17 protein-coding genes and 4 tRNA genes are annotated in these 24,063 nt (G+C 64.6%); 1 reads left to right on the top strand and 20 read right to left on the bottom strand.

Going from position 1 to position 24,063, the window contains the following annotated elements:
- Nucleotides 1-93: 93 nt before the first annotated feature.
- The 17 genes from rpsG to ACVOME_RS11200 all read right to left on the bottom strand — a co-directional run bounded on the left by rpsG (nucleotide 94) and on the right by ACVOME_RS11200 (nucleotide 17,809).
- Nucleotides 94-567 (bottom strand): 30S ribosomal protein S7, encoded by a 474-nt coding sequence (gene rpsG / locus ACVOME_RS11280; RefSeq protein WP_053519957.1) that lies wholly within the window; start codon nucleotides 565-567, stop codon nucleotides 94-96.
- 12 nt (nucleotides 568-579) lie between these two features.
- Complete coding sequence (rpsL, locus tag ACVOME_RS11275; RefSeq protein WP_004145320.1) at nucleotides 580-954, bottom strand: 30S ribosomal protein S12; 375 nt, start codon at nucleotides 952-954, stop codon at nucleotides 580-582.
- A gap of 333 nt (nucleotides 955-1,287) precedes the next feature.
- Complete coding sequence (gene rpoC / locus ACVOME_RS11270) at nucleotides 1,288-5,511, bottom strand: DNA-directed RNA polymerase subunit beta' (RefSeq protein ID WP_053519956.1); 4,224 nt, start codon at nucleotides 5,509-5,511, stop codon at nucleotides 1,288-1,290.
- 89 nt (nucleotides 5,512-5,600) lie between these two features.
- A complete protein-coding gene (gene rpoB, locus ACVOME_RS11265; RefSeq protein ID WP_053519955.1) occupies nucleotides 5,601-9,755 on the bottom strand; it encodes a DNA-directed RNA polymerase subunit beta in 4,155 nt (1,384 codons plus the stop codon).
- Between the two features lie 321 nt (nucleotides 9,756-10,076).
- Nucleotides 10,077-10,445 (bottom strand): 50S ribosomal protein L7/L12, encoded by a 369-nt coding sequence (gene rplL / locus ACVOME_RS11260; RefSeq protein ID WP_053519954.1) that lies wholly within the window; start codon nucleotides 10,443-10,445, stop codon nucleotides 10,077-10,079.
- 63 nt (nucleotides 10,446-10,508) lie between these two features.
- A complete protein-coding gene (gene rplJ / locus ACVOME_RS11255; protein WP_053519953.1) occupies nucleotides 10,509-11,039 on the bottom strand; it encodes a 50S ribosomal protein L10 in 531 nt (176 codons plus the stop codon).
- A gap of 388 nt (nucleotides 11,040-11,427) precedes the next feature.
- On the bottom strand, nucleotides 11,428-12,126 hold the full coding sequence (gene rplA, locus ACVOME_RS11250) for a 50S ribosomal protein L1 (protein WP_004154350.1): 699 nt from the start codon (nucleotides 12,124-12,126) through the stop codon (nucleotides 11,428-11,430).
- A gap of 4 nt (nucleotides 12,127-12,130) precedes the next feature.
- Nucleotides 12,131-12,559, bottom strand: coding sequence for a 50S ribosomal protein L11 (rplK, locus tag ACVOME_RS11245; RefSeq protein ID WP_004145248.1), 429 nt, complete (start codon nucleotides 12,557-12,559; stop codon nucleotides 12,131-12,133).
- A 231-nt stretch (nucleotides 12,560-12,790) separates the two neighbouring features.
- Nucleotides 12,791-13,354, bottom strand: coding sequence for a transcription termination/antitermination protein NusG (gene nusG, locus ACVOME_RS11240; protein WP_053519952.1), 564 nt, complete (start codon nucleotides 13,352-13,354; stop codon nucleotides 12,791-12,793).
- A gap of 10 nt (nucleotides 13,355-13,364) precedes the next feature.
- On the bottom strand, nucleotides 13,365-13,778 hold the full coding sequence (gene secE, locus ACVOME_RS11235) for a preprotein translocase subunit SecE (protein ID WP_053519951.1): 414 nt from the start codon (nucleotides 13,776-13,778) through the stop codon (nucleotides 13,365-13,367).
- A 48-nt stretch (nucleotides 13,779-13,826) separates the two neighbouring features.
- Nucleotides 13,827-13,902: transfer RNA gene (locus ACVOME_RS11230), tRNA-Trp, on the bottom strand.
- 103 nt (nucleotides 13,903-14,005) lie between these two features.
- Nucleotides 14,006-15,196 carry an elongation factor Tu gene (gene tuf, locus ACVOME_RS11225; protein WP_065176003.1) on the bottom strand — a complete coding sequence of 397 codons (1,191 nt, stop codon included), beginning with the start codon at nucleotides 15,194-15,196 and terminating at the stop codon, nucleotides 14,006-14,008.
- A 39-nt stretch (nucleotides 15,197-15,235) separates the two neighbouring features.
- A tRNA-Thr gene (locus ACVOME_RS11220) sits at nucleotides 15,236-15,311 on the bottom strand.
- Nucleotides 15,312-15,359: 48 nt separating this feature from the next.
- Nucleotides 15,360-15,433, bottom strand: a tRNA-Gly gene (locus ACVOME_RS11215).
- A 25-nt stretch (nucleotides 15,434-15,458) separates the two neighbouring features.
- Nucleotides 15,459-15,544 (bottom strand) — tRNA-Tyr (locus ACVOME_RS11210).
- A 137-nt stretch (nucleotides 15,545-15,681) separates the two neighbouring features.
- Entirely contained in the window at nucleotides 15,682-16,698 is a 1,017-nt protein-coding gene (locus ACVOME_RS11205) for an isoaspartyl peptidase/L-asparaginase family protein (RefSeq protein WP_065182867.1), read from the bottom strand.
- 88 nt (nucleotides 16,699-16,786) lie between these two features.
- A complete protein-coding gene (locus ACVOME_RS11200; protein WP_053520321.1) occupies nucleotides 16,787-17,809 on the bottom strand; it encodes a cyanophycinase in 1,023 nt (340 codons plus the stop codon).
- Between the two features lie 169 nt (nucleotides 17,810-17,978).
- Between ACVOME_RS11200 and ACVOME_RS11195 the strand changes: the two genes are divergently transcribed.
- Nucleotides 17,979-20,717: a TonB-dependent receptor plug domain-containing protein gene (locus ACVOME_RS11195; protein ID WP_164153089.1), complete on the top strand. Its 2,739-nt coding sequence runs from the start codon at nucleotides 17,979-17,981 to the stop codon at nucleotides 20,715-20,717.
- A gap of 74 nt (nucleotides 20,718-20,791) precedes the next feature.
- On the opposite strand, the gene ACVOME_RS11190 is transcribed toward ACVOME_RS11195, so the two are convergent.
- The 3 genes from ACVOME_RS11190 to pth all read right to left on the bottom strand — a co-directional run bounded on the left by ACVOME_RS11190 (nucleotide 20,792) and on the right by pth (nucleotide 23,871).
- A complete protein-coding gene (locus ACVOME_RS11190; RefSeq protein ID WP_481505099.1) occupies nucleotides 20,792-21,487 on the bottom strand; it encodes a hypothetical protein in 696 nt (231 codons plus the stop codon).
- A gap of 611 nt (nucleotides 21,488-22,098) precedes the next feature.
- Nucleotides 22,099-23,190: a redox-regulated ATPase YchF gene (ychF, locus tag ACVOME_RS11185; protein ID WP_053520317.1), complete on the bottom strand. Its 1,092-nt coding sequence runs from the start codon at nucleotides 23,188-23,190 to the stop codon at nucleotides 22,099-22,101.
- A 102-nt stretch (nucleotides 23,191-23,292) separates the two neighbouring features.
- Nucleotides 23,293-23,871: an aminoacyl-tRNA hydrolase gene (pth, locus tag ACVOME_RS11180; RefSeq protein ID WP_053520316.1), complete on the bottom strand. Its 579-nt coding sequence runs from the start codon at nucleotides 23,869-23,871 to the stop codon at nucleotides 23,293-23,295.
- Between the last annotated feature and the right edge of the window lie 192 nt (nucleotides 23,872-24,063).

Genomic DNA, 24,063 nt, shown 5'->3' with positions numbered 1-24,063 from the left:
CTTTCGGCGGCCTTCGGGTTGGCGCAGTCCTTCTGGGACCGCGAGGCAGCACCTAGGTGGTGCTGCCCTGCCTGTTTTGCAAGGCCGTCAAACTCACCAGCGGTAGTGGGCGAATGCCTTGTTGGCTTCGGCCATGCGGTGGGTTTCTTCGCGCTTCTTGATGGCGCCACCACGGTTTTCCGAGGCGTCGATCAGTTCAGCAGCCAGCTTCTTCGGCATGGTGTTCTCACCACGCTTGCGCGCGGAGTCGATCAGCCAGCGCATGGCCAGAGCCATCTTGCGCGAGGCACGCACTTCGACCGGCACCTGGTAGGTGGCACCGCCGACGCGACGCGACTTGACTTCGACCGCCGGAGCGACGTTGTCCAGCGCCTTCTGCACCAGCTCGATGGCGTTGGCGCTGCTGTTCTTCTCGGTGATCACGTCCATGGCGCCGTACACGATCTTTTCGGCGACGGACTTCTTGCCGCTCTGCATGACCATGTTGATGAAGCGGGCGATGGTTTCGCTTCCGTGCTTCGGATCGGGCAGGACGGAACGCTGCGGAGTATTACCCTTACGCGACATAGTGCTCTCTCCTTAGGCCTTCGGACGCTTGGCGCCGTACTTGGAACGGGCCTGGCGACGCTTGGCAACGCCGGCGGCGTCGAGCGAGCCACGAACGGTGTGGTAACGCACACCCGGCAGGTCCTTGACGCGACCGCCGCGGATCAGGACCACGGAGTGCTCCTGCAGGTTGTGGCCTTCACCACCGATGTAGGAAATCACTTCTTCCTGGTTGGTCAGGCGGACCTTGGCAACCTTGCGAAGGGCCGAGTTCGGCTTCTTCGGAGTGGTGGTGTAGACACGGGTGCAGACGCCACGGCGCTGCGGGCACTTGTCGAGCGCCGGCGAGGCACTCTTGTAGGTGGTCGCTTGCCGCGGCTTGCGGACCAGCTGGTTGATCGTCGCCATCAGTAGGTTCTTCTGATTGGTGGCCGGAAAATCCGGCCAGAGATGCGGAAATGTTAAAGCAGGCCAAAATTCTGGCCTGCTGAGACAGACGATTGTAGCAACCTGCCAGGAACGACGTCAAACGCGCCCTGTCAAGCCCGTCCCTGATCCCGGAACGTTACTGGGGGGCCTCCATGTACCCCGTTCAGGTTCGACCGGCCCTCCACGGATGGAGCCGCCTGCCGCTACAGCCAGGTCGGACGGCCTGCGCCGCCCTGCCCTTCAAGCCCGCCCGGGCATGTCCCCGGGCGTTACCGCAAAGGTGGGTCCGGCCTTGCGGCCGGACCGGTCACCTCATTCCTCGCCCGCAGCCTGTTCGGTCTCGGCTTCCACTGCCGGAGCCTCGACCGCCGCCGGGGTGCCGGCCAGGGTCTGCATCTCCGACTCGGTGAGGCCGGACGCGCCACGACGGCGCTGGCTGTGGTACGCCAGACCGGTACCGGCCGGAATCAGACGGCCGACGATGACGTTTTCCTTCAGGCCACGCAGGTTGTCCGAGGTGCCGCGCACGGCCGCTTCGGTCAGCACACGGGTGGTCTCCTGGAACGACGCCGCCGAGATGAACGACTCGGTGGCCAGCGAGGCCTTGGTGATGCCCAGCAGGACCGGATCGAACCGCGCCGGCAGCTCGTTGCGGGTCGACAGGCGGGCATTCTCCTCGATAACGCGCTGGCGTTCGACCTGCTCGCCGTTCAGGAACTTGCTGCTGCCCTGATCGGTGATCTCGACCTTGCGCAGCATCTGGCGGGTGATCACCTCGATGTGCTTGTCGTTGATCTTCACGCCCTGCAGGCGGTACACGTCCTGGATTTCCTTGACCAGGTAGGCCGCCAGCGGTTCGACACCCAGCAGGCGCAGGATGTCCTGCGGGCTCGGCTCGCCGTCCACGATGGTTTCACCCTTGGTGACATGCTCGCCTTCGAACACGATGACCTGGCGGTACTTCGGAATCAGCTCTTCGTGCTCCGAACCATCGGTGTCCTTGATGATCAGGCGCTGCTTGCCCTTGGTGTCCTTGCCGAAGCTGATGATGCCCGAACGCTCGGCCAGCACCGCCGGATCCTTCGGCTTGCGCGCTTCGAAGAGGTCGGCCACGCGCGGCAGACCACCGGTGATGTCGCGGGTCTTCGAGGCTTCCTGCGGGATCTTGGCGACGACGTCGCCCACGCCCACCGGGGCGCCATCCTGCAGGTTGACGATCGAGCGCGGCGGCAGCAGGTACTGCGCGGGCAGATCAGTGCCCGGGATCGACAGGTCGTTGCCCTTGGCGTCGACGATGCGCACGATCGGGCGCAGGTCCTTGGCCTGGGTACCACGACGCTTCGGATCGGTGATTTCGCGCGAGGCCAGGCCGGTCAGCTCGTCGGTCTTCTCGATGACGGTGATGCCGTCGACGAAGTCGATGAAGCGGATGAAGCCGGCCACTTCCGACACGATCGGGTGGTTATGCGGATCCCAGTTGGCCACGGTCTGGCCAGCCTTGATCGCATCGCCGTCCTTGGACGTGATGGTCGCACCGTACGGCAGCTTGTAACGCTCACGCTCACGGCCGTGGGCATCGAGCACCGAGATTTCGCCCGAGCGCGACACTGCCACCAGCGAGCCGTTGGCATGCTCGACCGACTTGAGGTTGCTGAACTTGACCGAGCCGGTGGTCTTGACGGTGATGTTGTCGACCGCAGCAGCTCGCGACGCCGCACCACCGATGTGGAAGGTACGCATGGTCAGCTGGGTACCCGGCTCACCGATGGACTGGGCGGCGATGACGCCGACCGCTTCACCGATGTTGACCAGATGGCCACGGGCCAGATCGCGGCCGTAGCAGCGAGCGCAGACACCGAAGGCCGATTCGCACGAAATCGTCGAACGCACCTTGATGCTCTGCACGCCGGCATCTTCCAGCTTGGCGACCCACTGCTCGTCCAGCAGGGTGTTGCGGGTGACGATCGGATCTTCGTCGTTGCCCGGCAGGAACACGTCCTCGGCAACCACGCGACCCAGCACGCGGTCCTTCAGCGGCTCGACCACGTCACCGCCTTCCACGATCGGGGTCATGATCAGGCCTTCGGTGGTACCGCAATCCACCTCGGTGATCACCACGTCCTGCGCCACGTCGACCAGTCGACGGGTCAGGTAACCCGAGTTCGCGGTCTTCAGCGCGGTATCGGCCAGACCCTTACGGGCACCGTGGGTGGAGTTGAAGTACTCCTGCACGTTCAGGCCTTCGCGGAAGTTCGCCTTGATGGGCGTCTCGATGATCGAGCCGTCCGGGCGGGCCATCAGGCCGCGCATGCCGGCCAGCTGACGGATCTGCGCCTGGCTGCCTCGTGCACCGGAGTCGGCCATGATGTACAGCGAGTTCATCGACTTCTGATCGATGGTCTCACCCTTGGCATTGACGACCTTCTCGGTACCGATGGTGTCCATCATCGCCTTGGCGATGCGCTCGTTGGTGCGCGACCAGATGTCGACCACCTTGTTGTAGCGCTCGCCAGCGGTGACCAGACCCGACTGGTACTGCTCCTGGATTTCCAGCACTTCGGCTTCGGCCTCGGTGAGGATGCCACGCTTCTCGTCCGGGATCAGCATGTCGTCGATACCGATCGACACGCCGGCGCGGGTTGCGTAGGCGAAGCCGGTGTACATCAGCTTGTCGGCGAACACGACCGTGTCCTTCAGACCCAGCTGACGGTAGCTGGAGTTGATCAGGCGCGAGATGTTCTTCTTGGTCAGCTCGGTGTTGGCCAGCGCGAACGGCAGGCCTTCCGGCAGGATTTCAGCCAGCAGGGCGCGACCGATCGTGGTATCCACGATCGAGGTCTTGTTCTGCTTGTTGCCTTCCTCGTCGGTCACCACTTCGGTGATGCGGACCTTGACCTTGGCGTGCAGTTCCACCACGCGGTTGTCGTAGGCGCGCTTGACTTCGGCGATGTTGGCGAAGGCCATGCCCTCGCCCTTCTTGTTTTCCAGCGAGCGGGTCATGTAGTACAGACCCAGCACGACGTCCTGCGACGGCACGATGATCGGCTCGCCGTTGGCCGGCGACAGGATGTTGTTGGTCGACATCATCAGCGCACGCGCTTCCAGCTGGGCTTCCAGCGAGAGCGGCACGTGGACGGCCATCTGGTCACCGTCGAAGTCGGCGTTGAACGCGGTGCAGACCAGCGGATGCAGCTGGATGGCCTTGCCTTCGATCAGCACCGGCTCGAACGCCTGGATGCCCAGACGGTGCAGGGTCGGCGCGCGGTTCAGCATCACCGGATGCTCGCGGATGACCTCTTCCAGGATGTCCCAGACTTCGGCTTCTTCGCGCTCGACCAGCTTCTTGGCGGCCTTGATGGTGGTGGCCAGGCCACGACGCTGCAGCTTGGCGAACACGAACGGCTTGAACAGTTCCAGTGCCATCTTCTTCGGCAGGCCACACTGGTGCAGGCGCAGGTACGGACCGACCACGATGACCGAACGGCCCGAGTAGTCCACGCGCTTGCCCAGCAGGTTCTGACGGAAGCGACCCTGCTTGCCCTTGATCATGTCGGCCAGCGACTTCAGCGGGCGCTTGTTGGTGCCGGTGATGGCACGGCCACGGCGACCGTTGTCCAGCAGCGCATCGACCGATTCCTGCAGCATGCGCTTTTCATTGCGCACGATGATGTCCGGCGCGCTCAGTTCGAGCAGGCGGCGCAGGCGGTTGTTGCGGTTGATGACGCGGCGGTACAGGTCGTTCAGGTCGGAGGTCGCGAAGCGGCCACCGTCCAGCGGCACCAGCGGACGCAGGTCCGGCGGCAGCACCGGCAGCACGGTCATCACCATCCATTCCGGACGGTTGCCCGACTCCAGGAAGGCCTCGATCAGCTTGATGCGCTTGGTCAGTCGCTTCAGCTTGGTTTCCGAACCGGTCGCGGCGATCTCCTCGCGCAGGCGGGTCATCTCCGACTGCAGGTCGATCGTGCGCAGCAGTTCGTACACGGCCTCGGCGCCCATGGCGGCGTCGAAGTCGTCACCGTGCTCCTGGCGGGCCTGCAGGTACTGTTCTTCGGTCAGCAGCTGGCGGCGCTCCAGGGCGGTCAGGCCCGGCTCGGTCACCACGTAGGCTTCGAAGTACAGCACGCGCTCGATGTCGCGCAGGGTCATGTCCAGCATCAGGCCGATGCGCGACGGCAGCGACTTGAGGAACCAGATGTGCGCGACCGGCGAGGCCAGGTCGATGTGGCCCATGCGCTCGCGGCGCACCTTGGCCAGGGTCACTTCAGTGCCGCACTTCTCGCAGACCACGCCGCGGTGCTTCATGCGCTTGTACTTGCCGCACAGGCACTCGTAGTCCTTGACCGGGCCGAAGATGGCGGCGCAGAACAGGCCGTCGCGTTCCGGCTTGAAGGTACGGTAGTTGATGGTTTCCGGCTTCTTCACTTCGCCGAAGGACCACGAGCGGATCAGGTCCGGCGAAGCCAGCGCGATCTTGATCGCGTCGAAGTCCAGCGTCTGGCGCTGCTGGTTGAAGAGATTGAGCAGGTCTTTCATGGTGTTCTCCAGAAGGAGGAATGCTGTGTCGATGGGCTTTCAGGTCACTGCCAGCGGCGCGGCGGAGAGAGCCGCCGCACCGGCATGGATCAGTTGTCTTCCAGTTCCATGTTGATGGCCAGCGAGCGGATTTCCTTCACGAGCACGTTGAAGGATTCCGGCATGCCCGCGACCATCTCGTGCTCACCGTCGACGATGTTCTTGTACATCTGGTTGCGGCCCTGCACGTCATCGGACTTCACCGTCAGCATTTCCTGCAGGGTGTAGGCCGCGCCGTAGGCTTCCAGCGCCCAGACTTCCATTTCACCGAAGCGCTGGCCACCGAACTGCGCCTTGCCGCCCAGCGGCTGCTGGGTGACGAGCGAGTACGGACCGGTCGAACGCGCGTGCATCTTGTCGTCGACCAGGTGGTTCAGCTTCAGGTAGTGCATGTAACCCACGGTGGTGTGGCGATCGAACGCTTCACCGGTGCGGCCGTCGTACAGCTGGGTCTGGCCACTGCTCGGCAGATCGGCCAGTTCCAGCATGCGCTTGATTTCCGCTTCGGTGGCACCGTCGAACACCGGGGTGGCCATCGGCACGCCGTCGGTGAGGTTACGGGCCAGGCGCAGCAGCTCCTCGTCGCTGAACTGCGACAGGTCGACACGGTTGGCCACGTTGGTGTCATCGTGGTTGTAGATGTCGTCCAGGAACCGGCGCAGGTCGGCAACGGCCGCCTGGGCTTCCAGCATCGCCTGGATCTTGCGGCCCAGGCCCTTGGCGGCCCAACCCAGGTGCACTTCCAGGATCTGGCCGATGTTCATACGCGACGGCACGCCCAGCGGGTTCAGCACGATGTCCACGGTTTCGCCCGAGGCCATGTACGGCATGTCCTCGACCGGCACCACGTTGGACACAACACCCTTGTTGCCGTGGCGACCCGCCATCTTGTCGCCCGGCTGGATGCGGCGCTTCACGGCCAGGAACACCTTGACCATCTTCAGCACGCCCGGAGCCAGGTCGTCGCCTGCTGTGATCTTGCCGCGCTTGTCGGCGAAGCGACGCTCGAATTCCTTCTCGTGCGCCTGGATCTGCTTCTGGGCGCGCTCGATGGCTTCCGAAGCGTCCTCGTCCTTCATGCGCAGCACGAACCAGTCAGCCTTCTTCAGGCCGTCCAGGTACGCGTCGGTGATGACGTCACCCTTCTTCAGGCCGGCACCGCCGTTGACCACCTTGCCGACGATCTGCGAACGCAGACGCATGTAGATGGCGGCTTCCAGGATGCGGAACTGGTCGTCGAAGTCCTTCTTGACGCGCTTGATCTCCGACTCTTCGATCTGGCGCGCACGCTTGTCCTTCTCGATGCCGTCGCGGGTGAAGACCTGCACGTCGATGACGGTGCCGTCCATGCCCGGCGGAACGCGCAGCGAGCTGTCCTTAACGTCCGAAGCCTTCTCGCCGAAGATCGCGCGCAGCAGCTTCTCTTCCGGGGTCAGCTGGCTCTCGCCCTTCGGCGTGACCTTGCCGACCAGGATGTCGCCGGCGCGGACTTCCGCACCGATGTACACCACGCCGCTCTCGTCCAGGCGGTTCAGCGCCTGCTCGGAAACGTTCGGGATGTCGGCGGAGATTTCCTCCGGCCCCAGCTTGGTATCGCGCGCGACGCAGGTCAGCTCTTCGATGTGGATCGTGGTGTAGCGATCCTCTTCCACCACGCGCTCGGAGAGCAGGATGGAGTCTTCGAAGTTGTAGCCGTTCCACGGCATGAACGCGATCAGCATGTTCTGGCCCAGAGCCAGTTCGCCGATGTCGGTGGACGGACCGTCGGCCAGCACGTCGCCGCGGGCGATGACGTCACCCACCTGGACCAGCGGACGCTGGTTGATGCAGGTGTTCTGGTTGGAACGGGTGTACTTGACCAGGTTGTAGATGTCGACGCCGGCGTCGGTGGCACCGACGATCTCTTCCTCGACCACCTTGACCACGATGCGGGCAGCGTCGATCTGCACGATCTCACCGCCACGACGGGCGTTCACGGTCACACCGGAGTCACGCGCCACGGCGCGCTCGATGCCGGTGCCGACCAGCGGCTTCTGCGAACGCAGGGTCGGCACGGCCTGACGCTGCATGTTCGCGCCCATCAGTGCGCGGTTGGCGTCATCGTGCTCCAGGAACGGCACCAGCGCGGCCGCGATCGACACGGTCTGCATCGGCGAGACGTCCATGAAGTGGACCTCCGCCGGCGGCTTCAGCAGCGACTCGCCCTGGTAGCGGCACGGCACGAACTGCTCGGTCAGCATGCTCTTGGCATCGGTCAGGGCGTTGGCCTGGGCGATGACGTACTCGTTTTCCTCGATCGCCGACAGGAACTCGATCTCGTCGGAGACCTTGCCGTCCACGACCTTGCGGTACGGGGTCTCGAGGAAACCGTACTGGTTGGTGCGGGCGTACACGGCCAGCGAGTTGATCAGGCCGATGTTCGGGCCTTCCGGCGTTTCGATGGTGCAGACGCGGCCGTAGTGGGTCGGGTGCACGTCGCGCACTTCGAAGCCGGCGCGCTCACGGGTCAGGCCGCCCGGGCCCAGGGCCGAGACGCGACGCTTGTGGGTCACTTCCGACAGCGGGTTGTTCTGATCCATGAACTGCGACAGCTGCGAGGAGCCGAAGAACTCCTTGATGGCGGCAGCGACCGGCTTGGCGTTGATCAGTTCCTGCGGCGTCAGGCCTTCGGACTCGGCCATCGACAGGCGTTCCTTGACCGCGCGCTCGACGCGGACCAGGCCGACGCGGAACACGTTCTCGGCCATTTCACCGACCGAGCGCACGCGACGGTTGCCCAGGTGATCGATGTCGTCGACCACGCCGCGACCATTGCGGATCTCGGTCAGGACCTTGATCACGTCCAGGATGTCGGAGCTGTCGCCATGGGCAGCGACCAGGCGCTTGGACTCTTCGTCGTTGCGCTCACCGAAGTACTTGCTGTCGTACAGCACGGCTTCGCCGGTGGTTTCCTTGCGGCCCACGCGACGGTTGAACTTCATGCGGCCGACCGCGGACAGGTCGTAGCGCTCGAAGGTGAAGAACAGGTTGTGGAACAGGTTCTGCGCGGCGTCCTTGGTCGGCGGCTCGCCCGGACGCATCATGCGGTAGATCTCGACCAGTGCTTCCAGCTGGGTCTTGGTCGGATCGATGCGCAGGGTGTTGGACAGGTACGGACCACGATCCAGGTCGTTCACCCACAGGGTACCGACCGCATCGACGCCTGCCTTGCGGAAGTTCTGCAGCTGCTCTTCGCTGATTTCGTCATTGGCCTGGGCCAGCAGTTCGCCGGTCGAGGCATCGACCACGTCGTGCGACAGGATGCGGCCGACCAGGTAGTCGTCCGGCACGGCCAGGGCCGCAATGCCCGAGGCTTCCAGCTGCTTGATGTGGCGCGCGGTGATGCGCTTGCCGGCTTCCACGATGACCTTGTCGCCGTCGGCGAGGTCGAAGCCCAGGGTTTCGCCACGCAGGCGCTCCGGCACCAGCTCCAGCTGGACGCCTTCATCCGGGTTGATGTGGAAGGTGTTGATCTCGAAGAACTCGGCCAGCATCTCTTCGTTGCTGTAGCCAAGCGCGCGCAGCAGGATCGACACCGGCAGCTTGCGGCGGCGGTCGATACGGGTGAACAGCGCGTCCTTCGGGTCGAACTCGAAGTCCAGCCAGGAACCGCGGTAGGGGATGATGCGGGCGCTGTACAACAGCTTGCCCGAGCTGTGGGTCTTGCCGCGGTCGTGGTCGAAGAACACGCCCGGCGAGCGGTGCAGCTGCGAGACGATGACGCGCTCGGTGCCGTTGACGATGAAGGTGCCGTTCTCGGTCATCAGCGGGATTTCGCCCAGATAGACCTCCTGCTCCTTCACGTACTTGATGGCCTTGGTCGACGACTCGCGGTCGTAGATCACCAGGCGCACGGTCACGCGCAGCGGAGCTCCGTAGCTCATGCCGCGCTGGCGGCATTCACGTTCGTCGAAGACCGGCTCGCCCAGCTTGTAGCCGACGTACTCCAGGGCGGCATTGCCGCTGTAGCTGGCGATCGGGAAGACCGACTTCAGCGCGGCGTGCAGGCCATGATCGGCACGCTTGGCCGGATCGATGTTCTCCTGCAGGAAATCACGGTAGGAATCCACCTGGATCGCGAGCAGGAACGGCACTTCGAGAATCGAGCGCTGCTTGCCGAAATCCTTGCGGATACGCTTCTTTTCGGTGAACGAATAGGACGTCATGAGGTCTTCCACCTTGTTGTGCGGGCCGTGCGTCCACGACCCTGAAGGGAACTTTGAAATTGTCAGTTGGAAGTCGCTGGTATTGCCGGCACCAGCACGCCTTCTCCCGCTACTTCCAACTGCCAACTCGTCTGCATCTACTTCCCTGCTGCCGCGCGATGCGCGGGCGTGCCGGGATTTGACCGCAGCCCGTGTTGGGCTTTCTACCGCCTGAATCCACCCGCGCAGTACGCGGGCCTGCAACAACGACCAAAGGCCGGGGGCTTACGCCCCCAGCCTTGGCTGCATCGCCGAGAATCGATGACGATGCAAAGGAAGTGCTTACTTGACTTCGACAGTCGCGCCAGCAGCTTCCAGGTCCTTCTTCATCTTCTCGGCGTCGTCCTTCGAAGCGCCTTCCTTCAGGACGCCACCGGCTTCGGCCAGGTCCTTCGCTTCCTTCAGGCCCAGGCCGGTGATGGCGCGGACGGCCTTGATGACTTCGACCTTCTTCTCGCCGGCCGACTTCAGGGTGACGGTGAACTCGGTCTGCTCTTCAACAGCAGCGGCCGGGCCAGCGGCAGCAGCCACGGCAACCGGAGCAGCGGCGGAGACGCCGAACTTCTCTTCGATGGCCTTGACCAGCTCCATCACTTCCATCAGGGACTTCTCGGCGATGGCGTCGACGATCTGTTCGTTGGTAAGGGACATGATTAATACCTTTGGATGATTTTCTGGGTTGAGGTTCCGTCAGGAACCACGGTAAGTCGAAACTCAGGCGGTCTCGGCGGCCGGCTCGGCAGCGGCGGTTTCGCCACCACCCTGCTTCTCGCCAACAGCCTTGATGGCGCGGGCGAACATCGTGACCGGCTCGGTCAGGACGCGGGCCAGCATGGCCAGGGCCTGATCGCGGGTCGGCAGCGAGGCCAGCACGTCGACGTGGCTTGCCGGGAACACTTCGCCACCGATGGCGACGACCTTAGCCTTCAGCTTGTCGTTGCCCTTGGCGGCTTCCTTGATCAGGCGACCGGCAGCGCCGGGCTCCTCGAGCGAGAACGCGTACAGCAGCGGACCAACCATCTGGTCCTGGGCCACGGCGAACTCGGTGCCTTCAACGGCGCGCGAAGCCAGGGTGTTCTTGACAACCTTCAAGAAAACACCGGTTTCACGAGCCTGCTTGCGCATCGCGGTCATCTGGGCGACCGTGGTGCCAGCGTATTCGGCTGCGATCAAGGAGTGGGCCTTGGCGGCGACGTCTGCCAGCTCGGCGACTACTTCTTGCTTCTGGGACAGATTGAGAGCCATTGCACTCCTCCAATTGAACTCCGCTTACGGCTCCTGCCGTGTGCGGTCCTGTGCGGCATCCGTCCTGGACGCCGGGAACACCAGGATGATGTTCCGGGGGGTGGGCCGTTCTAGACCTGGAGTGGGCCAACCTGGGAAACCCAGACGTGCGTGAACCAGAAAAACTCCAGAAGGGCACCATCTACGCAGGGTGATTCCGGGGAATCGATTAAGCGTTCATGACTGTTCCGGCGGCGACTCCCTGCCATATCGAGCTTCCGTGCCCGTCGCCGGCCCTGCCACGACCGCGCCTGCGGTCTTTGACGGCTACCGCAGGCGGTGGGCTGCCTGCGATGCCTTCAAATGTCACGGTCACGGCACCCGAAAGTACCGTGACCGCTTGAAACAATTACTTCAGGGTCAGCGACGACTGGTCGACGGTGACGCCCGGGCCCATCGTCGAGCTGACCGAAACCTTCTGCAGGTAGGTGCCCTTCGAGGTGGCCGGCTTGGCCTTGATCAGGTCCAGCAGCAGCGCGGTCAGGTTCGACTTCAACGCGTCTTCGGCGAAGTCGGCCTTGCCGATGGTGCAGTGGATGATGCCAGCCTTGTCGGTGCGGTAACGGACCTGGCCCGACTTGGCGTTCTTCACGGCTTCACCCGGGTTCGGGGAAACGGTGCCGACCTTCGGGTTCGGCATCAGGCCGCGCGGGCCCAGCACGGTGCCCAGCTTACCGACAACGCGCATGGCGTCCGGGGTCGCGATGACGACGTCGTAGTTCAGATCGCCGGCCTGCATCTTCTCGGCCAGGTCATCCATGCCGACGGCTTCGGCGCCAGCGGCCAGGGCTTCATCAGCCTTGGCACCGGCCGGAGCGAACACGGCAACGCGGACCGACTTGCCGGTACCGGCCGGCAGGACGGTGGAGCCACGGACCTGCTGGTCGGACTTCTTCGCGTCGACGCCCAGGCGCACAGCAACGTCGATCGACTCGACGAACTTGGCCTTGGTGGCGCTCTTCAGGATGTTGATCGCGTCCTCGAAGGCGTAAGCCTTGCCCGGAACGACGGCGGCCTTGATGGCCTTCTCACGCTTGGTCTGTGCCATCTTCTTAACCCTCCACCACGAGGCCCATGGAACGGGCAGAGCCAGCGATGGTACGCACGGCGGCGTCCAGGTCGGCGGCAGTCAGATCCGGTTCCTTCGCCTTGGCGATCTCTTCCAGCTGCTTACGGGTGACCTTGCCGACCTTCTCGGTGTTCGGGCGCTTGGAGCCCGACGAGATGCCAGCGGCCTTCTTCAGCAGGGTGGTGGCCGGGGTGCTCTTGGTGATGAAGGTGAACGTACGGTCCGAGTAGGCCGTGATGATCACCGGAACCGGCAGACCCGGCTCGAGCTTCTGCGTGGCAGCGTTGAACGCCTTGCAGAATTCCATGATGTTCAGGCCGCGCTGACCCAGCGCAGGACCGACCGGCGGCGAGGGGTTGGCCTGACCGGCCTTCACCTGCAGCTTGATGTAACCGACAACTTTCTTTGCCATGTGAGTACTCTCCGGGTGCTAGCGCCTTTCGACAACAGGCTCCCCATCGGACCGGGAATCACGCGTCCCGGCATCGCGTTTTGAAATCATGCCGAAGGCCACCTTGCGGTGGCCTCGTCCTGCTGGCTTCCCAGCGGGGAGCCGCGCACTATATCAGATTTTGGGCGCCCTGTCTGAACAGGGAGGGCGACCTGAAGGCTGCCAGCCCGTGGCCGGCAGCATCACCGGGCATCAGCCGGTCTGCTTCTCGACCTGGCCGAACTCGAGCTCGACCGGGGTGGCACGACCGAAGATCAGCACCGAGACGCGCAGACGGCTCTTCTCGTAGTTGACTTCTTCGACCACACCATTGAAATCGTTGAACGGGCCATCGGTGACGCGGACCATCTGGCCCGGCTCGAACAGCACCTTCGGACGCGGCTTCTCGACACCTTCCTGAACGCGGTTCAGGATGGACTCGGCTTCGGAATCGGCGATCGGCAGCGGACGATCGGCGGTACCGCCGATGAAGCCCATCACGCGCGGGGTTTCCTTGACCAGGTGCCAGCTTTCGTTGTCGATGCGCGGAATACCGGCCTCTTCGTGGGTCTCGATCTGGACCAGCACGTAACCCGGGAAGAACTTGCGCTCGGACCGGCGCTTCTGGCCGGCGCGCATCTCGATCACTTCCTCGGTCGGAACCAGGACGTCGCCGAAGCGCTCTTCCATGCCATCACGGACGATGCGATCACGCAGAGCCTGCGCCACCGACTTCTCGAAGCCCGAATAGGCGTGAACGACGTACCAACGCTTCATGCAATTCTCCTTAGCGGCTCAGGAACCACTGAGTCAGTTTCTGGATCAGGAAGTCGAAGCCACCCAGCAGCAGGCTGAGGATGAGCACCACGACAATCACGACCCAGGTCATGCGAACGGCTTCCTGGCGCGTCGGCCAGACCACCTTGCGCAGTTCGAAGCGCGACTCGGAGAGGAATTCGCGGGTGTCGCGCCCCTTGCCGGTCAGCATGAACACGCCGATACCGCCAACCAGACCGACCACGACCGCCAACGCACGCAGCTGACCCGCCCACGCGCCCAGCTGGGCGGCGCGACCGGAGTCGGCGGAGAACCAGAACCAGACGAACAGACCCGCCAGCACCAGCAGGGATGCGGCAACGTACTTGACGATATCTCCACCGCTGGCGGAGGTGTCCTTGGAATGTTCGATCTTGCTATTCATCCGGTGTGTCTGCTTTAGCGGCAAGAGCCGCTGGATAAGGTGGGCAGATGGCACGCCAGGAGGGACTCGAACCCCCAACCTGCGGTTTTGGAGACCGCTGCTCTGCCAATTGAGCTACTGGCGTACGTTTTGAAACTTGCCTTCCCTTAGACGGCGAAGGCGGACCGAGGTTCCCGGCCCGCCACTCGCGCGACCGGCAGCGCTATGCAACCGCCGGTACTGCAGGCTTACTTGATGATCTTCGAGACCACGCCGGCGCCGACGGTGCGGCCACCTTCGCGGATGGCGAAGCGCAGGCCTTCGTCCATCGCGACCGGGTTGATCAGGGTCACGGTCATCTTGACGTTGTCACCCGGCATCACCATTTCCACGCCTTCCGGCAGCTTGGCAGCGCCGGTGATATCGGTGGTGCGGAAGTAGAACTGCGGGCGGTAGCCGTTGAAGAACGGGGTGTGACGGCCGCCCTCGTCCTTCGACAGCACGTACACTTCGCCTTCGAACTCGGTGTGCGGGGTGATCGAACCCGGCTTGGCCAGAACCTGGCCGCGCTCGACGTCGTCACGCTTGGTGCCGCGCAGCAGCAGACCGGCGTTGTCGCCTGCCTGGCCCTGGTCCAGCAGCTTGCGGAACATTTCCACGCCGGTCACGGTGGTCTTCTGGGTCGGACGGATACCGACGATTTCGATTTCGTCACCAACCTTGATCACGCCGCGCTCGATACGACCGGTCACCACGGTGCCGCGGCCCGAGATCGAGAACACGTCTTCCACCGGCATCAGGAACGGCTTGTCGATCGCACGCTCCGGCTCCGGAATCCAGGTGTCCAGCGCGTCGACCAGCTTCAGGATCGCCGGCACGCCGATCTCGCTCTGGTCGCCTTCCAGCGCCAAGCGGGCCGAACCCGAGATGATCGGGGTGTCGTCGCCCGGGAACTCGTACTTGCTCAGCAGTTCGCGCACTTCCATTTCGACCAGCTCGAGCAGCTCGGCGTCGTCGACCATGTCAGCCTTGTTCAGGAACACCACGATGTACGGCACGCCGACCTGACGCGACAGCAGGATGTGCTCGCGGGTCTGCGGCATCGGGCCGTCAGCGGCCGAGCACACCAGGATCGCGCCGTCCATCTGGGCAGCACCGGTGATCATGTTCTTGACGTAGTCAGCGTGGCCCGGGCAGTCAACGTGGGCGTAGTGACGGGTCGGGGATTCGTATTCGACGTGCGCGGTCGAGATCGTGATACCACGAGCCTTTTCTTCCGGTGCGGCGTCGATGGCGTCATACGCCTTGAACTCGCCACCGAAGCGCTCGGCGCCGATCTTGGTCAGCGCGGCGGTCAGCGTGGTCTTGCCGTGGTCGACGTGACCGATGGTGCCGACGTTGACGTGCGGCTTGGTGCGCTCGAACTTACCCTTGGCCATGGCTGCTTATCTCGAATTCGTCTGGTGTGGTGCTGAAGATGGTGCTCACGAAAGGAATCGAACCTTCGACCTCTTCCTTACCAAGGAAGTGCTCTACCGACTGAGCTACGTGAGCGAGTTTTGCATTATGGCATGAACTCGATAATATTCAAAGTTCATTCAATGGAGCGGGAGACGGGAATCGAACCCGCACCATCAGCTTGGAAGGCTGAGGTTCTACCATTGAACTACTCCCGCACCGGGAAGTGCCACAACGTGAAGCTGGTGGAGGGAGGTGGATTCGAACCACCGAAGGCGTAAGCCAGCAGATTTACAGTCTGCCCCCGTTGGCCGCTTGGGTATCCCTCCGTTTCAACCCCATCCCGTGCCGCCGAAGCGTTGCGGTGTGTGGTGGTGAGCCCGCAATTCTGGAGATGAAGCGGGGGCCTGTCAACGCTTTTTTTCACTTTTTTTCACATGCGTCGCAAACCCTTTGATACGCAAGCCTATTGCCCGGGCAGTGCCAAGGCCTCGTCGGCGAAGATCGCCACATGCGGAACGCCGTCGGCACCGATCCAGCCGCGGTACATGCCCTGCGTGTTGAACGGCGTGGCCGCTTTTCCATCGGCGGAGAGCACGATCGCACCGCCATCCCCACCCATCTGCGGAATCGCCTCGTTGATCACGCCCCTGCCCGCCTCCGCCGGCGACTGGCCCTGGTAGCGGATACGCGCGCAGATCTCGTGCGCGGCAGCGGTGCGGATGTAGTACTCGCCCCACCCGGTTCCCGACACCGCACAGCGTGCATCGGCCCAGGTGCCGGCGCCGATGATCGGCGAATCGCCGACGCGCCCGTAGCGCTTGTTGGTCATTCCTCCGGTGGAGGTCCCCGCTGCCAGGCGCCCCTGCGCATCCAGCGCAACCGCACCGACCGTGCCGAAGTGCCGGGCCGTTTCCAGGTCGGCGTGGGCCTGGCCGCCGGCCTCCTCCTTCAGTGCGCGCTGCAGCTGCTGCCAGCGCTTGTCGGTGCGGAAGTACGAAGGATCGACCAGGGTCATGCCCTGCTCGACGGCGAACGCCTCAGCGCCCTGCCCGACCATCATCACGTGTTTCGATTCCTGCATCACGGCCGTTGCCAGCAGGATCGGGTTGCGTACGCGCTGCACGCCGGCCACCGCGCCGGCCGCCTGGGTGGCGCCATCCATCACGGCCGCATCCAGCTCGTTGCGCCCGTCGTGGGTGAACACCGCGCCTTTGCCGGCATTGAACGTGGGATCGTCCTCGAGAACGGTGATCGCTGCGGTGACCGCCGCCAGTGCAGGGCGACCGGCTGCCAGCTCGGCATGTCCCTTCAGCAGCGCCGCACGGAGTGCCGCACGTGCCGCCTTCTCCTCGGCGGCGGACAGATCCTTGCGCTCGACGCCGGCACCGCCATGGATGACCAGCAGGGGCGACGCATCCGGCGCAGCATGGGCGAGCAACGGCAGGGACAGCAGCGCAGACAGCGCCAGATGAAGCTTCATCGATATCTCCGGAAATGGAAGCGATGGCATCGAGCAGGCTCGACGAGATGCCTGAAGGGAAGCGCCGGCGCGCGGCCGGCAGCAGCGGTCAGCGACGGATCAGTTCAATCCGGCCACCGTCAACATCGACCGCTGCGTGATAGTCGGCGTCGGCCTGGAAGTCGTCCAGCCGCATGCGGCCACCGCTTGCCACCACGGTAACCGGCACAGCGTGGAAACGCAGCGGTTCGCCCTGGGTCAGCCGGTCCGCGCCACGGCCCGGGCGGACCACCCAGACCCTGCCATGACCATCGGCGCTGTAGACCTGCGCGCGTCCGTCAGGCTCCACGCACAGCGCGGTGTCTTCGTCCACGCCGATGCCGATCATGTCCGGGTCGCCACTGTCCTGCGCGGCACGGGCAACGAAAACGATCAGGCGACCGAGACGATCACGCCGGTCGAAGTGGGTGTCGGTGACCACCCGCTGCAGATAGGGCATCTGCAGGAAGCCACTGTCCATCGTCACCGCGCTGCCCATCGGGTCGGCCAGCGCGGCGGCGGAGGTGACGCTGCCACCGTCAAGCGCGCCGTAGGCATAGCCACCGAGGATCGCCAATCCGGCACTGGTGCCGGCGATCGGTTTGCCGGCACGGACGTGGGCATTGAGCGCGCGGTTGAGTGCGGTCCCCTTCCAGAAGCGGATGTAGCGCGACTGGTCGCCGCCGGCGATGAAGATGGCGTCGGCCGCGGCCACCACCCGCAGTACGGCCGGGTCGTCGGCGCCACGACGGCTGTCGAACACCAGGGTCTGCACGGCGGTGGTGCCGCCGATGTCATGGTGCAGACGCTCCTGCAGCTCGTCGCTGCCGGAGGCGCGCAGGATCAGCACGCGGCCATTGCCGGCCTGCTTCAACCACCACTGGAACGCCTCCGGCACCCACTCTCCACCGCCCATCAGCATCATCGCTGGCGCCCTCGGCCCCGGTCGCGGGGCATCGAGATCGCCGGTCTCGTAATAGGCGAATCCCGGCCCCTGCAGGTCCTGCGCGGACGCGGCCAGCGGCGAGCCCAGGAGAACCAGCACTGCCAGGCCGGCAAGCACGTGACGCAGCCTTCGATGGAACCGTCGCATCTTGATCTCCCTGAACAGAAACGACCTGCAAGCGTTTTCACTCTTTGCCAGATGGGTCATCAGTAGTCAAGGGCATGAAAAAGGCGTTAAATGCCGGCGCCCATTGCGGAAATCTGAATGGGGGATGGGCCCCTCCTCTGCGGGCCGGCATTACTTCCGGGAACTTCTCATGCGTAGACAGGCGATGGCGTGGTCGATCCAGCTGGCGTTGATGGGCCTTGCTGCTTCTGCGGCGGCCCAGGCTCCGGCCTCCTCTCCGGTACGGCAGCTCGATGCGGTACAGGTCACCGGCTCACGCATTCCGCGCGCCCAGGTCGAGGGCCCTGCCCCGATCACGGTGATCGACGCCGAACAGATCCGTTCCAGCGGCTTCACCACCGTGCCGGACGTGCTGCGGGCAATGACCCAGAACGGTGGCGAGACGCAGAGCCAGCAATCCTCCAGCGGCGCCGACTTCTCGCCGGGTGCACAGCAGGTCGACCTGCGCGGGCTGGGACCCAACCACACCCTGGTGCTGGTCAACGGCCGCCGCATCGCCGATTTCCCGATGCCGTTCCAGGGCCGCAGCAACTTCACCGACGTGTCCAACATTCCGCTGGGCATGATCGACCGCATCGAAGTGCTGACCGGCAGCGCCTCGGCCATCTATGGTTCGGACGCGATCGCCGGCGTGGTCAACTTCATCCTCAAGAAGAAGGCCGACGGCACCACGGTCGACGTGCGCATGGGCACCACCAGTGAGGGCGGTGGCGATTCCTTCGACATGAGCCTGTCCAGCGGGTTCAGCACGGGCCGCTTCAATGCGGTGTACAGCGTGGAGCTGCAGTCGCAGACGCCGCTGTGGGCCTATGAGCGCGACATCCAGGATTCGACCCAGGACGGGCCGACCGAGGGCTCGCGCATCGCCCGCCGTGCCTACCTGCGCACCGACTACAACGATGACTACCTGGATCCGGGCGCGGCCACCTGCGATGCCCTGAGCGGACAGAATCAGGGCAGCACCTACCATGCCTTCCGCCCCCGCTATGGCTACTACTGCGGCAGCGACGCGTCGATCGGCTACGGCACCATCCTCAGCAAGCGCCGCGGCGCCAACGGCTATGCCTCGCTGAGCTATGACTTCGACAACGGCCAGCAGTGGTTCGCCGACGTGCAGATGGGTTACCACACGCTGGCGCTGATGCGCGACGTGACGTCGTGGGGCCGCATGGCCGCCGACGGCGACGAGTCGGGCTACTTCAGCAACGAAGCCACTGGCGAAATCGAGTTCTGGCAGCGTCAGTTCTCGCCCGAGGAAATGGGTGGCCTGCGCAACGCGATGGTGCGCAGCACGCAGAAGACCTTCAGCGTGACCACCGGCTTCAAGGGCAACCTGGCCGGCAACTGGGATTACGAAGCGGCGTTGAGCCATTCGCAGTACCAGTCGCGGATCAGCTGGCCACAGATCATCGCCGGCAGGGCCAACGACCTGTTCCTGGGCCCGCAGTTGGGCGAGGACGACGACGGCTTCCCGATCTACAACGCTGACCCGTCGCGGCTGTACCGACCGCTGACCCGCGCCGAGTACGACGCGATCGCCGCACGCACCACCTATACCCCGAAGTCCCGCACCGAGACGGCCGCCCTCACCCTGACCAACGGCTCGCTGTTCGCCCTGCCCGGCGGCGATGCCGGTTTTGCCGCGACCGTGGAAGTGGGCCAGCAGGCCTACGCGCTGAATCCCGATCCGCTGGCGACCCAGTACTACTACTACAGCTGGAAGGATTCCGACGGCAAGGGTTCGCGCAACCGCTGGGCAACGGCCGCCGAGCTGCGCATGCCGCTGCACGAGACGATCAACCTGAGCGTGGCCGGTCGCTATGACCAGTACCGCTACTCCGGCCACACGATCGGCAAGGCGACCTGGAGCGGCGGCCTTGAGTGGCGCCCGGTCGAGAGCCTGCTGGTGCGCGGCTCGTACGGCACGGCCTTCCGCGCCCCGGACCTGCACTACGTGTTTGCCGGCCCCGGCAACGACGAGACCAGCGCCGAGGACCTGTACAGCTGCCGCGCCGAACAGGCCGACGACTGCTCGGACTACGAGCGCAACGTCATCCGCAGCCGCAGCGGCAACCGCGAGCTGGACCCGGAGACCAGCACCTCGTGGAGCGCAGGCTTCGTCTGGTCGCCGGCCGCAGGGCTGGATCTTTCGGTGGATTGGTTCGACATCGACATGCGCAGGCAGGTGCAGGACATGGACGTGCGCACGATCCTGGCCAGTGAAGCGAACTGCCGCCTGGGCGACGCCGACATCACGTCACCGACCTGCGTGGACGCACTGGCGCGGGTGACCCGGACCGCCGACGGCCGCCTGTACGGGGTGCACGTGAATCCGATCAACGTGGCACGCGAGTCGACCTCAGGCATCGATGCAGGCCTGCGCTACCGCCTGCAGACCGGTATCGGTGACTTCATCTTCAACGGCAGCCACACCTGGGTGAAGAAGCACGATTTCCAGCGCTACACCGGCGATGCGATCGAGGACCAGTTCGCGGTGAACAGCGGCTTCGACATCCCACGCACCAAGAGCAGCGTCAGTGTGACGTGGGAAAAGGATGCGTGGTCGGCCACCGTGTACGGTTCGCGACTGGGCAAGCTGCCCACCTCGGACAGCTACGACCAGGTGTTCGACTGGGACAGCGGCGACAGCCCGTACATCAGGGCCACGTACCGCTACAACGCGTCGGTGCAGTATCGCTTCGACGACCACTCGCGCCTGTCTCTGTCTGTGGTCAACGTGTTCAACAAGATGCCGCCGAAGGACGCCACATACACGGCGTACCCGTACTACGACGTCTCCTGGTTCGACAGCGTGGGCCGCACGATCAATCTGCAGTACACGCACAAGTTCGGCGGCAGCGCGCTGTAAGGCGTGCCGCTGCATTGAACTCAGGCGGGAAGACGGGGGCGCAGGCCTCCGTCCCCTTCCGCGTGCAGTTCCGCTCAGGACGTAGACTGCGCCGGCTCCGCAAAGCGCCAGAAAACACGGACCACATCAATCATCTGTCCATGCAGTTCGTCGTACCGGGCAATCACCCCCGGCGCGAACGTCGCATTACCATTCGCGTCCAGCGGAACCGGCTCCCCCAGCGCGCGGGCCATGTCGATGTAGAGGTAATGCGTATCACCGTAGGGACGCTTGCTGTCCATCAGCATCACTGCTCTCCCCAGCGTGCGGGTGTTCATGCTTCGCAGCAGTGCAAGGTGTTCCGGTGACACCGCGACCACTTCATCGCCCCGGGAGCCAGTCGTGGCCGCGGTCAGGACGTAGCGACCGGGCTCAAGCTTTCCCCCGACGATGAAGCTGGATGCGATCCGGGCAAGCCGTCTGGCAACGGCCTGCCCCTCATCGGTGCGTCGTCCTGCTGGCTCCTGGCAGATACGACCCAGTGCTGCATAGGCGATCAGTGCCTCTGGATCCTCCGGGTCAACAGAGTCCAGGTAGATACCTCCGCTTTCGCTGAAGTCCGCTTCGGGTCGCAACCGCTCGCGCATGGCACTCAACAGGCTGACGGCAGTGCACTCCGGGGCTGATGCACTCCCTCGTGCAGGCCGCACGACCATGTATTGGCAGCCGTAGGCCAGAAGCAACCCGAGGGCCGCGATCGCCACTACCCACCCATACGTTCGCGTCGTCATAGCAACTCTCCGGGTCGCGCACAGGCATGATGCCGACCGTGTCAGTGGAAGGGTCAGAGGCCAGCCTGAAGCAGCACCGCGCCGCGCACCATGCAACAAGTCCGAAATCGGAATCTGCTGTCGGCCGTGGTTTTCCACACCACGCGTGGAAAGCGATGGGGGCTTGGTGTGGACAAGTAGGCGAGAGCCTTGCGCCTCAGGCGTTTCCATGCGTGGTTATTTTTTGTCCACGGCCGCGATTGTTTTCCACACGGCGCGTGGAAGGCAATGGGAACTTGATGTGGACAAGTGGGTGAGAGCGTTGTCGCGCAGGCGTCTCGAAGCGTGGTGAAATTTTGTCCACGGCGTGCGGACAAGCTTCTGTAGAGCCGAGACCATGCTCGGCTCCGGCTGGCATCAGCCGGGCATGGGCTCGGCTCTACAGCGGCACGCTGGGTTTTCCACACCGCGCGTGGAAAGCGGTGGGGGTTTGATGTGGACAAGTGTGTGCGAACGTTGCGCTGCAGGCGTTTCAGAGCATGGTCAATTTTTATCCAGCGCAGGGACGGATGCCGGAAACGCGGACGCCCCGCTCGGGGCGGGGCGTCCGGGGTCGATCCGATGCCGCTGGATCAGACGTTGAAGCGGAAGTGCAGCACGTCGCCTTCCTGCACGCGGTATTCCTTGCCTTCCAGGCGCAGGCGACCGGCTTCCTTGGCACCGGCTTCGCCCTTGTACTTGATGAAGTCGTCATACGCGATGGTTTCGGCGCGGATGAAGCCCTTCTCGAAGTCGGTGTGGATGACCGCGGCGGCCTGCGGGGCGGTGGCACCCTTGCGCACGGTCCAGGCGCGGACTTCCTTCACGCCGGCAGTGAAGTAGGTCTGCAGGCCCAGCAGGCTGTAGGCCGCGTTGATCACGCGGTTCAGGCCCGGCTCGCTCAGGCCCAGGTCGGCCAGGAACGTGTCGCGATCCTCGTCGTCAAGCTGCGACAGTTCTTCCTCGATCGCGGCGGACACCGGTACCACCTGCGCGCCCTCGGCGGCAGCGTGCGCGCGCACGGCTTCCAGGTGCGGGTTGTTCTCGAACCCGTCCTCCAGCACGTTGGCGATGTACATCACCGGCTTCAGGGTCAGCAGGAACAGGTCGCGCACCAGCGCCTTCTCTTCCTCGTCCAGACCCACCGAACGGCCGGACTTGCCGTCAGAAAGCGCAGCCTGCAGCTTGGCCAGCACCGGCTTGCGCGCGGCGGCCTCCTTGTCGCCACCCTTGGCAGCGCGCTCGGCGCGGTTCAGCGCCTTCTCGACGCTGTCCAGATCAGCCAGGGCCAGTTCGGTATCGATGGTTTCGATATCCGAAATGGGATCGACCTTGTTGTTGACATGGATGACGTCGGCGTTCTCGAAGCAGCGCACCACGTGGGTGATCGCATCGACTTCGCGGATGTGCGCGAGGAACTTGTTGCCCAGTCCTTCGCCGCTGGCAGCGCCGGCGACCAGGCCGGCGATGTCGACGAATTCCACGGCGGTCGGAATGACCTTCTGCGGGTTGATGATCGCTGCCAGCTCGTTCAGGCGCGGGTCCGGCACCGGCACGATGCCGACGTTCGGTTCGATGGTGCAGAACGGGAAGTTCGCCGCGGCGATGCCCGCCTTGGTCAGCGCATTGAACAGGGTCGACTTGCCGACGTTGGGCAGGCCGACGATGCCGCATTTGATACCCATCTTTGACAACCTCTGGGGTGAAATTGATTGGGAAAACAGCGCGCGCGCCGCTTTCCCAAGCTGTTTCAATCGATCATTGCGGGTGCCAACCGGGGTTGGCAGCTACTTCGGGGTGTTCAGGCGCTTCATCGCTTCATTGAAATCGCCCTGCACGGCCAGCGGCATCACGTCGATCGCATCGTCGATGGCGCGCGCGATCAGCAGGTCGTCGTCCTTGGACGGGCGGCCCAGCACCCAGCCCACCACGCGATCCTTGTGGCCGGGATGGCCGATGCCCACGCGCAGGCGATGGAACTTGCCGTGACCCAGCAGGCGGATGGTGTCACGCAGGCCATTCTGGCCGCCATGACCGCCGTCGAACTTGAGCCGCGCCACACCGGGCGGGAGGTCCAGTTCATCATGCGCCAGCAGGGTTTCCTCGGGCTCGATCTTCCAGAACCGCTGCGCGGCGGTGACCGATTTGCCACTGAGGTTCATGAAAGTGGCAGGCTTGAGCAGCCATACCGTCTGCCCGGCGATCTCGACCTTGGCGGTCTCGCCGAACAGCTTGCTGTCCACGTTCCATCGCGCCCCTGCCTTTTCCGCCAGGGCCTCAACGAAATGAAACCCGGCATTGTGCCGGGTCCGGGCGTGCTCCGATCCGGGATTGCCCAGACCGACGATCAGTCGCAGTCCTGCCATTGGATCTTCCTGTAGATGCCGGGGCGGGGGGGGGGGGGGGGGGGGGGGGGCGGGGGGGGGGGGGGGGGGGGGCGGGGGGGGGGGGGGGGGGGGGGCGGGGGGGGGGGGGGGGGGGGGGGGGGGGGGGGGGGGGGGGGGGGGGGGGCGGGGGGGGGGGGGGGGCGGGGGGGGGGGGGGCGCGGGGGGGGCGGG

Source organism: Stenotrophomonas sp. STEN008 (genome assembly GCF_056760435.1).
This window is presented reverse-complemented; position numbering and strand designations above follow the sequence as displayed.

Bases quoted from the DNA above. Each gene is read 5' to 3' on its own strand.
- pth (WP_053520316.1), bottom strand. From the start codon at position 23,871: ATGGCAGGACTGCGACTGATCGTCGGTCTGGGCAATCCCGGATCGGAG.
- rplK (WP_004145248.1), bottom strand. From the start codon at position 12,559: ATGGCAAAGAAAGTTGTCGGTTACATCAAGCTGCAGGTGAAGGCCGGT.
- rplL (WP_053519954.1), bottom strand. From the start codon at position 10,445: ATGTCCCTTACCAACGAACAGATCGTCGACGCCATCGCCGAGAAGTCC.
- secE (WP_053519951.1), bottom strand. From the start codon at position 13,778: ATGAATAGCAAGATCGAACATTCCAAGGACACCTCCGCCAGCGGTGGA.
- ACVOME_RS11205 (WP_065182867.1), bottom strand. From the start codon at position 16,698: ATGAAGCTTCATCTGGCGCTGTCTGCGCTGCTGTCCCTGCCGTTGCTC.
- rpsL (WP_004145320.1), bottom strand. From the start codon at position 954: ATGGCGACGATCAACCAGCTGGTCCGCAAGCCGCGGCAAGCGACCACC.
- ACVOME_RS11200 (WP_053520321.1), bottom strand. From the start codon at position 17,809: ATGCGACGGTTCCATCGAAGGCTGCGTCACGTGCTTGCCGGCCTGGCA.
- tuf (WP_065176003.1), bottom strand. From the start codon at position 15,196: ATGGCCAAGGGTAAGTTCGAGCGCACCAAGCCGCACGTCAACGTCGGC.
- nusG (WP_053519952.1), bottom strand. From the start codon at position 13,354: ATGAAGCGTTGGTACGTCGTTCACGCCTATTCGGGCTTCGAGAAGTCG.
- rpoB (WP_053519955.1), bottom strand. From the start codon at position 9,755: ATGACGTCCTATTCGTTCACCGAAAAGAAGCGTATCCGCAAGGATTTC.
- rpoC (WP_053519956.1), bottom strand. From the start codon at position 5,511: ATGAAAGACCTGCTCAATCTCTTCAACCAGCAGCGCCAGACGCTGGAC.
- rplJ (WP_053519953.1), bottom strand. From the start codon at position 11,039: ATGGCTCTCAATCTGTCCCAGAAGCAAGAAGTAGTCGCCGAGCTGGCA.
- ychF (WP_053520317.1), bottom strand. From the start codon at position 23,190: ATGGGTATCAAATGCGGCATCGTCGGCCTGCCCAACGTCGGCAAGTCG.
- rplA (WP_004154350.1), bottom strand. From the start codon at position 12,126: ATGGCACAGACCAAGCGTGAGAAGGCCATCAAGGCCGCCGTCGTTCCG.
- ACVOME_RS11190 (WP_481505099.1), bottom strand. From the start codon at position 21,487: ATGACGACGCGAACGTATGGGTGGGTAGTGGCGATCGCGGCCCTCGGG.
- ACVOME_RS11195 (WP_164153089.1), top strand. From the start codon at position 17,979: ATGCGTAGACAGGCGATGGCGTGGTCGATCCAGCTGGCGTTGATGGGC.
- rpsG (WP_053519957.1), bottom strand. From the start codon at position 567: ATGTCGCGTAAGGGTAATACTCCGCAGCGTTCCGTCCTGCCCGATCCG.